The sequence below is a fragment of the Flaviaesturariibacter aridisoli genome, from assembly GCF_004343705.1.
Classification (GTDB): Bacteria; Bacteroidota; Bacteroidia; order Chitinophagales; family Chitinophagaceae; genus Flavisolibacter; species Flavisolibacter aridisoli.
The window spans coordinates 181,137-195,889 of record NZ_SKFH01000005.1 but is presented as its reverse complement, the minus strand read 5'-3'; the positions used below and the strand labels follow the sequence as shown (position 1 = coordinate 195,889).

Below are 14,753 nucleotides of genomic sequence, written 5' to 3'. Positions count from 1 at the left end.
TGCCCCGTCCTAAAATAAGTTGACACATCTGAGACTTATGTATGTCAACATCAGGACAGTCAAGGAAACGGAAGAGTCAGAAGGATTATACACTATCCTTCAAATTGCAGGTAGTTGCCCAGATCGAGAAAGGGGAGTTTACCTACCTGCAGGCCCAGCGTCATTACGGAATTCAAGGCAAGACAACGGTGTTGGTCTGGCTACGCAAACTGGGTACCTTACAGTGGAAAACCCGTTCGCGTATGGAAAAAGCAGAAAAGACCCCGGAGCAGCGCATCAAAGAACTGGAAGCTGCACTTCAATGGGAGCGCGACAAGAACCTGCTGCTGGAAACCACCATCGAGGTAGCGGAAAAGCAGTTCGGAATCGTGTTGCCAAAAAAGTTGCGCGCCAAGCTGCCCAAACCCTCCAAACGCAAGGACGGCTGAGCCTGAGCCGCGCCTGCAGGCTGCTTGGCATCTCACGGCAAGCCTTTTACCAGCAGCGCAGCCGCAATGAAGTGCGCGCCCTTCGGCTGGCGCCTGTACGCCACCTGGTGCAGGAAAAGCGACAGCTCATGCCCCGTCTTGGTACCCGCAAGCTTCATTACCTGCTTGCCCCCGAACTAAAGACCCGGGGCTTGAAGCTGGGGCGCGACGCCCTGTTCGACTACCTGCGGGGCGAGCACCTGTTGGTGCAACCGCGTAAGTGCTATACGAAAACGACAAACTCCAAACACTGGTTGCGCAAGCATCCCAACCGCACCGAAGGCCTGGAGCTGACGCGTCCGGAACAACTCTGGGTGGCCGACATCACTTACGTCACAACCAAGGAAAATACCGCCTACCTGTCGCTGATCACCGACGCCTACTCGCGCAAGATTGTAGGGCACTTCGTATCCGATAGCCTGGCAACAGAAGGTGTTGCCTGTGCCCTGAAAACGGCCTTGAAACAGCGAAAAGCGAACCTTCCGCTAATCCACCACTCCGATCGCGGTATTCAATATTGCGCAGCACCATATCAGGAAGTATTACAGAGCGGCAACGTGCTCTGCTCGATGACGCAGGGAGGAGATTGCTATCAAAACGCGCTGGCGGAACGCATCAACGGGATCCTCAAAGACGAGTTCCTGCTCACACCTTGTCCCGATCTGCAAAGCCTGCGAACAGTAGTGGCCCAATCCATCCACATCTACAACACCCAGAGACCGCACCTCAGCCTACACTACAAAACCCCGAACTTTATCCATGAAAAATCCCTGGAAGCAATCAGCAACCAGGGATCTAAAAACAATCTAAAAACCGTCAACTTATTCTAGGACGGGTCAATCAGACATCAGCCATCCGACATCCGACATTTCTTTAGGGTGCCGATTTCTTTCTCTTCTTCGATGTGTAGATCGCCTTTGCTTTTTCCACGATCTGGACGAACTCCTTTTGCAGGGCGTCTTCAGGATCGGCGCTGCTTTGTGCGAGCGGCAGGATCTCGCTCCAGCTTTTCTCCCGGACATACCTGGATTCTTTGAGCAAGGAGCCGAAAAGGATCACGGCCGAGGCAAAGCGATAGGGTCTTGCGAGGCTGGCGAAGGGCTGCAGCTGCAGGGCGGGCACCAGGTGATCGGTACAGGGCAGCAGCGCACCAGGCTCGCGGTAGTGGAGTGAGAAGCGGGCGCTGTAGCCCGGCGCGGCATCGGGGCGCAGCGGCTCGATCTCGTAGGCCACCAGCAGCGATGAGCCGGAGCCCACCTCACCGCCTTCGATCGCAGCCGACGTGTCTTTCATGGCGCCTACCTTGTTGTCGAAACCAATGAGGCGATACCGCTTCACTACCGACGGATCGAACCGCACCTGCAGCGACGCATCGTCGCCCACCGAGTAGAGCGTCCCGGTGAATTCCTTCACCAGCACTTTTTGCGCCTCGCTGAAGTTGTCGATATAGGCGAAGTTGCCGTTGCCCTTCTGCGCCAGCGCCTGGATCTTCGAGTCTTTGTAGTTGCCCATGCCCACGCCCAGGCAGGTCAGGTATACCCCCGAGTTGCGCTCCTCCGAAATCAGGTCTTCGAGCTCGTGCTCCGACCGGAGACCCACGTTGAAGTCGCCATCGGTGGCGAGAATGACGCGGTTGTTGCCGCGGGGGAGAAAGTGCTCGCGGGCGAGCTGGTAGGCCAGCCGCACCCCAGAGGCGCCCGGTGTCGTGCCGCCGGTTTCGAGGGCGTCGATGGCGCGGATGATCTCGGCCTTGCGGTCGCCGCCGGTGGGCCGCAGGTATACTTCCACCGAACCTCCATAGACCACGATCGATACCGTGTCGACCGACCGCAGGTTCTGCACCAGGCCCTTAAAGCCGGCCTTCAGCAGGGGCAGGCGGTTGGGTGCATCCATCGAGGCGGACACATCCACCAGGAAAACGAGGTTGCTCGGCGGCAGGTGCGCCAGCGGGAGCTTCCGCGAGCGGATATGGGCCAGCAGCAGCCAGTTGCCTTCGTTCCAGGGGCAGGTGCTCAGCACCGGCTCAATGTCGAAGTTGGCGCCGGGTGCGGGCTCGCGGTAATCGAAGTTGAAATAGTTGAGCAGTTCCTCGATCCGTACTGCCTCGGGGGGCACGGCCGACTTGCCGGTGATGAGGCGCCGCACGTTGCTGTAAGAGGCGCGGTCGACGTTGAGGCTGAGCCGGGTGCTCGGAAACTCCAGCGTCGACACAAACCCGTTCTCGACAGTGCTGGCATAGGTCTCGTCGCCGTTGAACCACTGCTGCTGCTGGTCGAAACGTAGGTTGGGCGTGTGCGACGCGAGGTGGTGCAGCTGGATGCGCGGCGCTTTGCGGAGCGTTACATGGAGAAACTGCGCCGCATCGGCCAGCAACCCTTTCTTTTCGTAACCGTCGAGCGAAAAAACGAGCGTGTCGCGGGATTGTTTGGAGAGGATGCCGAAGGTGCCGTCGGGACCGGAGAAGGCGAAATAACCGGTAGCTGCCTGCAGGATGCTGACATTCTGCAGGATCGTGCCCTGCTCGTCGCGCACTTCGCCCTTGAAGTAGTTATTCTGGGCGGTGGCGGAAACAGATAGCAGCAACGTGAGGGCTATAGACAGCGCTTTTCTCAACAAGGTCTTTACTGGATATCGGAGCAGAAGATACGAACAATAGCCGGAAAACTCAGGCGTTTTCCGACAACTGGTAAATTTCCCGCAGGTTGCGGCCGATACCGTCGTAATCAAGGCCGTAGCCCACGACGAACTTGTTGGGTATGGCAAAGCCTACGTAGTCGAGCGTGAGGTCGAACTGGGTGGCTTCAGGCTTGTGCAGCAGCGTGGCGATGCGCAGCGAAGCCGGTTGGTTGTGCTGCAGCTGGGGCAGGAATTCGGCCAGCGTCTTGCCGGTATCCACGATGTCTTCCACCACGATCACATCGCGGCCGATGAGGTCCTGGTCGAGGCCGATGGCGGTGATGACGCGGCCGGTGCTTTTGGTGCCGCTGTAGGAAGCCAGTTTAATAAAGGAGACCTCCGCCTCGACCGTCAGGTTCTTGAACAAGTCGGCGGCGAACATGAAGGCACCGTTGAGGATGCCGATGAAGAGGGGACGCTTGCCGGCGTAGTCGCGGTCGATCTGGGCGGCGAGCTCGCGGATGCGGGTCTGGATGGTGTCTTCGGAAAGATAGCTATCGAAGGTCTTGTCGTGCAGCTTGATTGGTGCCATTAGCTTTTTTTGATGCGTACTTCCTGGCCGACCTTCAGGCCGGAGCTCGGCAAGTTATTCCATTGCTGGATATCTTCCACGCGCACCCCGTATTTTTTTGCCAGCGAGAACAGCGTTTCCTTCGGCTGCACCTTGTGCATAAAGAACTCGGGAGCAGCCACCGGCGTGGCGGGTGCCGCTGACGCAGCGCTGCCGGCGGCCGGGGTGAATTCGGGCTTCGAAGCCTTGCCCGAAAGGGCGATAAGCTCACCGGCCACGAAAGCGCGGTTGTAACCGAGGCCGTTGTACTCGAGCAGCGCATCCATGCGCACGCCTTCCGACTGGGCCACTTCCCAAAGCGTTTCGCCTTCCTGGGCTACGTGCAGGTCCGAGGCGCCGCTGCGCTTTTTGCGCTGCAGGAAGATGAGCATGTCGCGATCGGCCACATCAAGCGGCTTCATGTCGTTGAAATCAAACAGGTAGGTCAGCGCAATACCCTGCTGGGAGGCGAAAGCCACGAACGAGGTGCCCTTCGGCACGTGGATCACGGGTGTTTCGTTGATGCGGAAGATACCGGCCGGGTAGCGCGAAGCTTTGGGCGGTGCTACGGTCGCGGTGCTCTGCACCTGTGCGGTAAACTGGGCGTCGTTGGAGCCACTGTTGTTGAGCACGGCCATATCGGCATCGGGCTTCGGCTTGCGGCCGAGGGCCATCAGCGTGTAGTCCTGCAGGTTGTAGTCGCGGATGATCTTGATGAGGATCTGCGGGTATTTCGGGTTGGTGGCGTAGCCGGCCTTTTTCAGACCGTAAGCCCAGCCTTCAAAGTCGGTAGGGTCGAGTTGGAACAGTGCGCGGTAAGGCGAGCGGTTCTTGAGAAAGTCGGAATGGTCGCGGTAGGATTGTTCGGGAGCCTCGTAGGAGCGGAAGCATTCACCGCGGGCGTCGTCGTCGTGGTACACACGGGCGCCGGTCCATTCGGTTTTGCATTTGATGCCGAAGTGGTTGTTGGAGCGGGTTACGAGGTCGCTCTTGCCAGCCGACGATTCATGGATGCCCTGGGCCAGGGTGATGGCGGCAGGCACGCCGGTGCGGAGCTCTTCGGCAATGGCGATATCGCGGTAACGGTCGATGTAGGCGCGCACGGCGGGCGAGTTCTGGGCGAAGGTCGGGGCGCACAACAGCAACAGGAGGAGGATCGACAGGCTTCCCTTTTTCATCGGATGGTTTTTAGTGTCCTCCCGGCTCTGCGAAACCGGGATCGAATAGGTTAGGTTGGCCCGGGAAGCTACTCCCGGGAGTCTTTCTTTCGAAGGAGGAAGAGGCCGTCGCGTATCGGCAACAGGACCCGTTCCACATCGGGGCAGTCGCGCACAAAGTCATTGAATTTCTGGATGGCCCTGGCGTTTTTACCCCTGATCTCATCGGCCAGCACCTGGCCGTGAAAAAGAACGTTGTCCGCAAAAATAACCCCTCCGGGCCGCAATTTGGGCAGTACGGCGTTAAAATAAGCGGTGTACGAAACCTTGTCGGCATCGATAAAAACCAAATCCCAGGTTTCCTCGAGACCACCGATGATTTCCAACGCTTCACCGATGTGCAAGCGTATATTTTTCACCGATTTTTTTTCAAAAAACTGCTGGGCGGTGGCCGCATCGTCGGCCCGTAACTCTACGGTATGCAACTCGCCGTCTTCCGTCAACCCTTCGGCAAGGCAGAGCGCGCTGTAGCCGGTAAAGGTGCCGATCTCGAGGATTCGCCGCGGGCGCAGCAGCTTGCTCATCATGGCCAGGAAGCGTCCTTGCAGGTGCCCGCTCAGCATGTGCGCGTGCGGGTGATTCGCTTCGGTGTATGCCGCTATTTCTTCCAGCACTGCGTCGTCGGGCGAGGTGTAGCGCTCGGCATAGTCGTGCGCTTTTTCGTAGTTGATGTCGTCTTTCATGATGCCTCCGCTGTTAGCACCTTCTGCACCCCGGCAGGCTTCGACAGCAGCAGCAAGCCGATGAACACCAGAAGACCGTTGAGGATGAGCAGTTCTGAGCCGATCTGGAAGCCGCCAAGCCAGTCGGACTGGTGGCTGTCCACGAGGTAGCACAGCGCCGGCGCCAGGAGACACACTACAGGCACCAACGCATCATTGACCGAGCGCTTCGTTACGAGCCCGAAGGTGAACAGTCCCAGCAGCGGTCCGTAGGTATACGCCGCTATTTTCAGAATCACACCGATCATGCTTTTGCTGTTGACCTGGTAAAACACCATCACACAGATGAGGAAGATCGCGGCAAAGGTGAGGTGCACGAACTGGCGGGTACGCTTCTGCGCTTTTTCATCGAGGCGCGGGTTGCGTTTGATGCCGAGGATATCGATACAGAAGGAAGAGGTCAGCGCGGTAATGGCGCCGTCGGCACTGGGGAAGAGTGCGGAGATGAGCGCGATGATGAAGACGATGGAGATGGCCGCCGGCATGTGTTGCAGCGCCACCGCCGGGAAGAGCTCATCGCCGGTAGCAGCCACGCCGCGGGCCGTGGCGAAGAGGTGGAGCAGGCCGCCGAGAAACAGGAACAGCAGCAGCACCAGCGTCAGCACTCCGGCGAAGGTGAGCATGTTCTTCTGCGAGTCGCGGAGCGTGCGCACGGAGATGTTCTTCTGCATCATCTCCTGGTCCATGCCGGTCATGGTGATGGTGATAAAGGCGCCCGCAAGGATCTGCTTCAGGAAGAACAGCTTACTCGACGGCTCGGTAAAGAATACTTGCGAGTAGCCCTTCTCCCCCATCGCCTTGAGGCCGGCGCCGAAGTCAAGCCCGAGGTTGTTGAAGATGTAGATGGTGCAGATTACGAGGCCGGCGAGCATAAAAGTGGTCTGCAGCGTATCGGTATAAACGATGGTCTTCACCCCGCCCTCGAAGGTGTAGAGCAGGATCATCAGCAGGATCACCAGCGTCGTCAGCCAGAAGGGTACGTGGAGCTGGTTGAGGATAGCGTCCTGCAGGATCTTTACCACGAGGTAAAGACGTGCGGTGGCACCCAGCGTGCGCGAGAGAATGAAGAACGACGCGCCTGTTTTGTAGGAAGTAAACCCGAGCCGCTGCTGCAGGTAATTATAAATGGACGTTACGTTGAGCCGGTAATAGAGCGGCAGCAGCACAAAGGCAATGGTGACGTAGCCAATAATGTAGCCAAGGGCGATCTGGAAATAAGCAAAGCCCTCTTTCCCCACCGCGCCGGGCACGCTCACAAAGGTGACGCCCGACAGCGACGTACCGATCATCCCGAAGGCCACCAGTATCCAGTTGGAATTGCGGTTGCCGATAAAAAAGGATTCGTTGTTGGACTTACGGCCGGTAAGCCAGGCCACGAACAGCAGCACCACGAAATAGCCGATCACGAGGCCGAAGAGCAAGGTTGCCGACATGCATTATCTTTTTGTGTTCGCGTGCAAGATAACCACCCGAATTTTTGAAGTTAGCGAAATTTGCCGTCCTTTTGCCAAAAGCACCTTCATGAGCATACAGGCCCTAGCAATCTTTTGCGGCTCCAAATATGGCAACAACCCCGCCTTCCGCGCCGATGCCGAAGCCCTCGGCGCCCTCCTCGCCGAACGCGGCATCACCCTCATCTACGGCGGCGGCCGCAACGGCCTGATGGGCGCATCGGCCGACGCTGTGATGGCCGCCGGCGGCACTGTGCGCGGCGTCATTCCCCAGGTGCTCACGCAGTGGGAACACCAGCACACCGACATCTCCGAGCTCGTGGTAGTGGAAGACATGCACGTGCGCAAGCGCACCCTCTACGAAATGTGCGACGCCGCCATCATCCTCCCCGGCGGCTTCGGCACCCTCGACGAGCTGTTTGAAATTCTTACCTGGAACCAGCTTTCCATCCACGACAAACGCGTCTACCTACTTAACACCGGTGGCTTCTACGACCACCTCATCGCCCACCTCCGCACCATGCAGGAAGAAGGCTTCCTCTATACCAAAGTGGAAGAACAGGTGATCGTGCTGCAAACACCCGGGGAGATCGAGCAGTATCTCTAGCCCCCTGTCCCCCAAAGGGGGCATGGCCCATCCCCTACCCCTTCCCGGAAGGAAGGGGTATAAAAAGGCCCGGATCGCTTGCGATCCGGGCCTTTTTTAGCTATCGACCTAAGTATTGGTCGAAAACGAAGGTATGATTGACCTAAGTGCCCCCTTCGGGGGACAGGGGGCCGGGCTTACCTCCGGAGCGGTCCGCCCCGGTCGAAGTCGGCGTTGCGCCTGCCGCGGAAGAGCGGGATGTTGAGGCCGGCACGCACGAGCGGCTGGATGTGCCCATAATTGTCCAGGTAGGGCGAATTCTCATCCTTCATCACATCGAAGAGCACGGCGAGGTAGCCATAGGGGCCGCCCTGGCCGCGGCCGGAGGTATAGCCCGCGCCCACTAGCAGGCTCGTGGCCTGCCGGTTGTCTTTCAGCACGGTACCGCCATTGGGCGGGTAGTACTTGAAGTTGATGAAGTTGTGCTCGATCTGCCCCTGCGCAAACAGGAAGTTGACCGGGAAAATGCGCGTGAACACGCCGCCACCGTAAACGCTCTGGCGCGCCTTGTCGTCGAGCACGCGGTTGAAGTTGTCGGTGCCGATGTAGCGTTGCTGCGTGAACGTGTAGTTGACGGCGATGCCGGCATCGAGCCAACTGGTGAGCTCGTAGCCCAGCACCGGGTTGATGCCGCCGAGGAAGTAGCCGGAGCCGAAGCCAAGCGACACCGAGCCGCCGGTGAACAGCTTGTCTTTACGAAAGCCATGTGCGTCATCGCGCGGGGCGGCGGCGACATTGGTGGTTTGCTGCGCAAAGCCGGCAGTCAGCAGCGCGCAGCCGAGAAGTGTGAACAGGGTCTTTTTCATATACTACTTGGGGTCAAAAATTTTCCCGGCATTGAGGATGCCGTTGGGGTCAAACAATTGCTTGATGCCGCGCATCAGCGCCAGCTGCACCTCGTTGAACACGATGGGCAGGTATTCCTTCTGCACGAGGCCGATGCCGTGCTCGCCGGAGATGGTGCCGCCGAGGCGCTTCACCAGTGCGAAGATCTCGCGGATGCCTTCCTTCAGCGAGCCATTCCAGGCTTCGTCGCTCAGGTCGCCCTTGATGATGTTGACGTGCAGGTTGCCGTCGCCGGCGTGGCCGTAGCAAACGGAGTGGAAGCCGTATTTTTTACCGATGGCCTTCACGCCTGCCAGCAGTTGCGGCAGCTCGGCGCGCGGCACCACGGTGTCTTCCTCTTTATAGATGGAATTCGATTTGACGGCCTCGCCCACGCGGCGGCGCAGCTTCCAGAGCTCCGCTTTCTGCTGGGCGTCGTCGGCGAAGAGAATGTCACCGCAGTCAAATTCCTGCACCAGCGTCGCGATGCCTTCCATGTCTTTCATCAGCACGTCCATGTCGTTGCCGTCCACTTCGATGAGCAGGTGGGCCACCACGTCGTCCTGGATCGGCACGATGCTGTTGTCTACAAAGCGCATCACCCACTCCAGCGCATCGCGCTCCATGAACTCGAGGGCACTGGGCGTGTAGCCGGCGCGGAAGATGGCGCTGACCGCCGCGCAGGCGTTCTCGGCCGAGCGGAAGGGCACCAGCATCAGCAGGTCGTGCTGCGGGTGCGGCAGGAGGCGGAGCACGATCTTGGTCACGATGCCGAGCGTGCCTTCGGAGCCGACGATGAGTTGCGTGAGGTTGTAACCGGTGGCGTTCTTAAGCACGTTGGCACCGGTCCAGATGATGTCGCCCGAGGGCAGCACCACTTCGAGGTTGAGCACGTAGTCTTTCACCACGCCGTACTTGACGGCCTTAGGTCCGCCCGAGTTCTCGGCGATGTTGCCGCCGATCATGCAGGAGCCGCGGCTGCTCGGGTCGGGTGGGTAAAAGAGGCCCTTCTCGCGCACGGCATTCTGCAGCACTTCGGTGATCACGCCCGGCTCGGTGGTCACCTGCAGGTTGCGCTCGTCGATATCGAGGATGCGGTTGAGGCGTTCCAGCGATAATACCACGCCCCCCAGGTGGGGCAGTGCGCCCCCGCTGAGGCCGGTGCCGGCGCCGCGCGGCGTTACCGGGATGCGTTGCTCGCTGCAGATGCGGAGCACCTGGCTGATCTCTTCGGGCGTACCCGGCTTCAGCACCACGTCGGGAAGGTAGTGCAGGTCTTCCGTCTCGTCGGACGCATACGCATCTAGCACCTCGGGATCCACGAATACGAAGCCTGCGCCCACGATCCGGCGAAAGGCATCGAGCTGCCGGAGCACCGGCGATTCTGCAGTTACCATGGGGGTAAAGGTCGGAAGAAACGGCCTTAAGGCCGTTGGTTTGTAGTTGGCAGTTGCTGGTTTGTAGTTAGGGAAATGTAAAAAAAGACTTGCAGGCGCAAGCCAACCACAAACAACAAACTACAAACCACAAACTTAATTCTTGAAACTCGGACAGATCGTCTGTCTCCTGTTGAAGCTGTAATGCTCGAATACGCCCTGCTTCACCAGCGAGAATTCGAGGGCGCCGCGGGCGCCGTTGTAGGCTTTCAGCGGCGACATCGTGATGTCGTAGCTGAAGCTGAAGATGTAGTCGTTGAGGCCGAGGCCGATCACCGGGATGAGCGCTTCCTGGTAGCGATAATACAGGCCGCCCACCAGCACTTTCTCACCATCGCCGGAGAGGTTGTAGTGCGCGTTGGCACCGCCTACGGCTTCGAAGGAGCCGGCCTGGGTGCTCACGTACACATTGGGATTCACGATCCACTGGTCGTTCAGCTTGAACGAGCCGTTGAGGAAGGCGGTGTTGCGCATCGGGATGCGGTTGTCTACGTTGCCCGCGTCGTTGGTAAAAAACGATTCGCGCGGTCGGTTGATGTGCATCACCGAAAAGCCACCGTTGACGTAAATGTTATTGGTGGGAAAGTAGGCGTAGTTGAGCCCGGCCTGCAGGTCGAAATACCCCACGCTCGTGCGGTCGAGGAAGGCCGAGGTAGGCAGCTTGCTATCGAAGAAGTGCCCGTCGAACTGGTCGGGAAATTTCAGAGCGGCCATGTCGATCCGCTTGCTGGCATAGCCGATGTTGAAGCCGGCGCTCAGCAGGCTTGAATAACCGAGCATCTGGTGGTAAGCGACGGCCCCGTACACTTTGGTGGAGCTCAGGTTGCCCGATCCCGCCACGTCTTTCAGCAACATACCGCCGAGGCCGATCCAGCCGTTCTGGAAGCGGTCTTTCCCGATCTGCACATCGCCGAAAGCGCTCATCGTTTTATACGGTACCGACATGATGCTCGACCACTGGTTGCGGTAGTTGACACCCACCCGGTAGTCGCCATCGGGAATAAAGCCCGTATTGGCCGGGTTGGTAGACAGCGGCGAGTTGAAGAACTGCGAGAAATGCAGGTCCTGCGCGCCCGCGAGCTGCGAAACGCCGGCACTCAGCACCAGGGTGCTCCATATGGTCAGAATGCGCTTCATGGTCTCCTCCTCTTCTTTTATCGGATTAGGGTTATATCGCCTTTCTTGGTGGCCTTCTTACCATCCACGAAGGTCACTTCCAGGGTATAGGCATACACATCCATCGGCTGCAATTTGCCTTTGTACGTGCCGTCCCATCCAAGGTGCCGGTCATTCGTTTCAAATACTTTCTGTCCCCAACGGTTCCAGATGGTGAAGTGCATGTCGGCGATGCCGAAGCCGCGGGCATACACGATGCTGTTGATGCCGCCGCTGAGCGGCGTAAAGGCATTGGGCACATCCACTGCCGGTTCCACCAGGGTGGTCACCCAGCGCCGCGTAGTGTCGGGGCAGCCATTCGCGTTGATGGCGATCAGCAGCACTTCGAAAGAATCGGCTGTATTGTATTCGTGGCGCACAGGCAAGCGGCTGATGGTGAGCAACGTGTCGCCATCACCGTAGAGCCACTTGAAGCTGACGGCATCGGAGGACGACGTGTTCTCAAACGTCAGCGCCGAATTCGGGATCGGCGGCTGCGGGCTCACCGTGCCGATGCCGGCCTGCGGCTTGTCCGACAGCGTGATCACAAACTTCGTGGAGTCAATGATGTTGCAGGTGCCCGAGTCCACGGCAGTGAGGCGGATGGTGTACGTGCCGGGGTTGGGATAGAAATGCGGCGGGGGCGTGGGGGCCGTAGAGGTCGTGCCGTCGCCGAAGTCCCAGGTAAAGGTCTGGCCACCTTCCGAGGTATTGGTGAACACCGCGTTGTACGGTGCGCAGCCGGTGGCGGGCGTCTCGAAGCGGGCCTTCACCAGCACGGCTACATTCACCACGGTATCTTTCGATTCGGGGGCGTTGCAGAAGGAAGTATCAACGATCGTGAGCCGCACGCGGTAGCTGCCGGGGCGCGGGAAGCTGTGGGAGAAGGGGCCGGGGCCGCGGGTTTCGGTGCTGTTCTCATCCAGGAACTGCCATACGAAGGTATTGTTGGTAAACGGGCGGCTCGGTTGCGGCGGCGTCAGGTTGGTGAATTCAAACTTCAGCGAGTCGCAGGGATTGAGCTTTCGGAAACCGAAGTCGGGCTTTGCCTTCAGCGAGCCCACGCGGATGTTGACATACGACGTATCGCGCACGTTGCAGCTGTTGGGATCCACGGCGATCAGGCGCACGCGGTACGAACCTACGGCATTGTAGGTATACTGGATGTTTGGCTGCGTAGTGGTCTGGTCGGTCACGCCGTCGCCGTTGAGGTCCCATTCGTAGGTAACGGCATTGGCCACGGTGTCGCGGAACTGCACCGTCAGCGGCACGCAGCCGGCCGTGTCGCGCACCACGCCGTCGATAGACGACTGCACACCGGCGGCAAGACCGGCGAGGTTGAGTGCGATCTTGATCATGCCGAGGTTGCAACCGTTGGCGGGGTTCTGCTGGGCCCAGGCGCCGGGCGTTGCCGGCCAGTACGGGTGCGGCGTGGTACAGTTGGCGCAGGTGGCCTGGTAGATAACGCCGTTGGCGTCGAAGCGGCTCGTGCCGCCATCCACGTGATCCGGAAAAGCGTTCGGCGAATTCTCCCCAAAGAAGGAGCCGTACAGTTGCTGCGTTGCGTTCTTTTTCAGCACGAAAAAGTAAAAGTCTTTGCCGTCGGTCTGCGCCGGCGAGTTGTAGGGCGGCGTCATCACCACGGCGTCGGACGTTACCGGGAGGCCGAGCGTACCGACGGACGTAAAGCCACTGGCGGCGCCGCCCCAGCCCGATACGTACACGTTTTCGCAGCGATCCACGAGGAAGGCCGTGGGCGATATGTTCACATCCGAAGCATTGGAGGTTCCGAAGGCCATCGAATAGATGAACCCGGAGAGATCGGGCTCCAGCTTGGCAATGAATTGACGGGCATTGGCCACGTGGTAGGCCGCGTTGACGTTCTGCCAGGAACCCAGCGTTTGCCCCATGATATAGGGAATGCCGGTGCGGTCCATCTTGAGTCCATAAATCTGGTCGTACGCAGGTGTACCGATAAAGGCGGTGCGTAGCAGGGTGCCGCTATTGGTGAATTCGGTGACAAAGCCGTCCACATCTCCGTGATTGGCGGGGCCCATGGTGCCGCTCGCGCCGGGTAGTGTGGGGCTGGTCGTGCCGCCGCCCACGTACAGGTTTCCATTGATCGGGCCTACCGACAGTACGTAGGCGCCGTCGAGGCCGGTGCCGCCGAGGTAGGTCGCCCATACGAGGTCGCTGAGGGCGGGGTTGATCTTCACCACCACCGCGTCCTGCTCGCCGGAAAGCGTGCTGCCGTTGGTTACGGGGAAGCCCGTGGCGCGGGAGCAGGAAGCCACGTAAATATTGCCGGCATCGTCGAGAATGACTTCGCTGCGGCCGTCGTCGCCGTAGTTGTGCTTCAGGGTGGTCGGGGGGCCGGAGTGCGACGGGTCGATGTTCACGCAGTCATCACCGGAACCGCCCATGCGGATGCTCCCCAGCAGTGCCGATCCCGTGGCGTTGAGCTTTACGACCACGAGGTCAAAGCTGCCATTGGGCCCTTTGCTGACGAGGCTTGGAAAGTTGGCGGAGTTGCTGCGCCCGGCGATGATCAGGTTGCCGGCGGGATCGCACCAAAGGCTATGGGGCTGCTCGTCGCCGCTGCCGCCGATGTAGGTGGCGTATTCGCGACTGGATCCGTCGGGACTCAGCTTGATGATGCCGATGTCGACAGAGCCGTTGCCGAAGTTCTGCTGGTAGGAACCCTGGTAGGTAGGAAAGCCCGGCCCGAACACGATACCGCCGCCAAAGAACGATCCATCGGGGCCATAGGTAGCGGTATAGCCCCAGTTGTTGGCATGGCTTCCGGCGAACGAGGCGAACACGATCGTCGGGTCGATCACCAACACCTTCCTGGAATCGTAGGCGCGCACGTTGAAGCGCAGCGTGCTGTCCTTCAGGCGGTAGTTGCAGGTAACGGTCTGGCGGCCGGCGTCGGTGTATTGATAGGCATAGGGCGGCAGCTCGCGCACGGCCCCCACCGAGGTTTCGATCTGGAGCAGGCCTTTCTCTTTGATCGAGAGGCCGTCCGTATGGCTGTAGCGCAGCTCAATCTGGCCGGGGTCGCCGCCGGGACGCACGATGAGGTCGTATTTGAGCTTGCCATTCTCGGAGTAATAGCGCAGGTCGATATTGGGATAGAGGTCCCGCACAGTCACGCCCTGGTACTCCCGGCAACCGGTCCCCCATTGCGCGGGGTCGTTGCCGATGAAGTAGTTGCTGACGCCCGGCAGGGGCTTGTCGGCTTGGAAAGTGGCTGCCTTGCCGGCACCGATGAAGTCGGCACTGTACGCATGGCTGCGCACGGGAAATTCCTGGTCGCTCTTTTCCCGGCGGTGGAGCATATCCTGCACCCTGACCAGGTCCGCCAGGTCTTGCTGTACCACGGTAAAGCCGGTAGAGCGGAGGTAAAAGGCCCCGGCCGAGACCTCGGCCCGGTAGCGCACAACGGGGTCCCACTGGCCTTTATTCTCGGTAAACGAAAGCGGCGCATTCGGCTGGGCCATGGTGAACAGGGAACCGAACAGGCAAAGGGCGGACAGTATGGTAGTCTTCACGTTCAAAGCTCTCGTAAGATAAACTGAATATATTAAAAAAATGTTGTGCGCGAA

11 protein-coding genes are annotated in these 14,753 nt (G+C 59.5%); 2 read left to right on the top strand and 9 right to left on the bottom strand.

The annotated features are described in order from the left end of the window. The first annotated feature begins 41 nt into the window (after window positions 1-41). A protein-coding gene (locus tag E0486_RS05570) for an IS3 family transposase (protein ID WP_131851156.1) occupies window positions 42-1,297 on the top strand; the annotation gives its coding sequence in 2 pieces (ribosomal slippage) (window positions 42-366 and window positions 366-1,297; 1,257 coding nt in all). A gap of 43 nt (window positions 1,298-1,340) precedes the next feature. On the opposite strand, the gene E0486_RS05565 is transcribed toward E0486_RS05570, so the two are convergent. The 5 genes from E0486_RS05565 to E0486_RS05545 all read right to left on the bottom strand — a co-directional run bounded on the left by E0486_RS05565 (window position 1,341) and on the right by E0486_RS05545 (window position 7,065). Further along, entirely contained in the window at window positions 1,341-3,080 is a 1,740-nt protein-coding gene (locus tag E0486_RS05565) for a vWA domain-containing protein (protein ID WP_165917202.1), read from the bottom strand. A 52-nt stretch (window positions 3,081-3,132) separates the two neighbouring features. After that, window positions 3,133-3,675 (bottom strand): hypoxanthine phosphoribosyltransferase, encoded by a 543-nt coding sequence (hpt, locus tag E0486_RS05560; RefSeq protein ID WP_131851154.1) that lies wholly within the window; start codon window positions 3,673-3,675, stop codon window positions 3,133-3,135. Then, a complete protein-coding gene (locus E0486_RS05555) occupies window positions 3,675-4,871 on the bottom strand; it encodes a glucosaminidase domain-containing protein (RefSeq protein ID WP_131851153.1) in 1,197 nt (398 codons plus the stop codon). Before E0486_RS05555 ends, hpt begins: the two co-directional genes overlap by 1 nt. Window positions 4,872-4,939: 68 nt before the next feature. Next, window positions 4,940-5,593, bottom strand: a complete 654-nt coding sequence (locus E0486_RS05550) for an O-methyltransferase (RefSeq protein WP_131851152.1) — start codon at window positions 5,591-5,593, stop codon at window positions 4,940-4,942. Then, complete coding sequence (locus tag E0486_RS05545) at window positions 5,590-7,065, bottom strand: sodium:solute symporter (RefSeq protein WP_131851151.1); 1,476 nt, start codon at window positions 7,063-7,065, stop codon at window positions 5,590-5,592. The genes E0486_RS05550 and E0486_RS05545 overlap by 4 nt, the downstream gene beginning before the upstream one ends. An 88-nt stretch (window positions 7,066-7,153) precedes the next feature. Between E0486_RS05545 and E0486_RS05540 the strand changes: the two genes are divergently transcribed. Further along, window positions 7,154-7,690, top strand: coding sequence for an LOG family protein (locus tag E0486_RS05540; protein ID WP_131851150.1), 537 nt, complete (start codon window positions 7,154-7,156; stop codon window positions 7,688-7,690). A gap of 176 nt (window positions 7,691-7,866) precedes the next feature. Here E0486_RS05540 and E0486_RS05535 read toward each other — a convergent pair whose 3' ends face one another. The 4 genes from E0486_RS05535 to E0486_RS05520 all read right to left on the bottom strand — a co-directional run bounded on the left by E0486_RS05535 (window position 7,867) and on the right by E0486_RS05520 (window position 14,699). Next, the gene (locus tag E0486_RS05535; RefSeq protein ID WP_131851149.1) at window positions 7,867-8,535 is read right to left on the bottom strand and encodes a hypothetical protein; all 669 of its coding nucleotides are present in this window, start codon (window positions 8,533-8,535) and stop codon (window positions 7,867-7,869) included. Between the two features lie 3 nt (window positions 8,536-8,538). Then, window positions 8,539-9,951, bottom strand: coding sequence for an FAD-binding oxidoreductase (locus tag E0486_RS05530; RefSeq protein WP_131851148.1), 1,413 nt, complete (start codon window positions 9,949-9,951; stop codon window positions 8,539-8,541). Window positions 9,952-10,086: 135 nt separating this feature from the next. Next, window positions 10,087-11,127, bottom strand: a complete 1,041-nt coding sequence (locus E0486_RS05525; protein ID WP_131851147.1) for a PorP/SprF family type IX secretion system membrane protein — start codon at window positions 11,125-11,127, stop codon at window positions 10,087-10,089. A gap of 17 nt (window positions 11,128-11,144) precedes the next feature. Beyond that, on the bottom strand, window positions 11,145-14,699 hold the full coding sequence (locus E0486_RS05520) for a DUF7948 domain-containing protein (RefSeq protein WP_243697385.1): 3,555 nt from the start codon (window positions 14,697-14,699) through the stop codon (window positions 11,145-11,147). Window positions 14,700-14,753 lie beyond the last annotated feature (54 nt).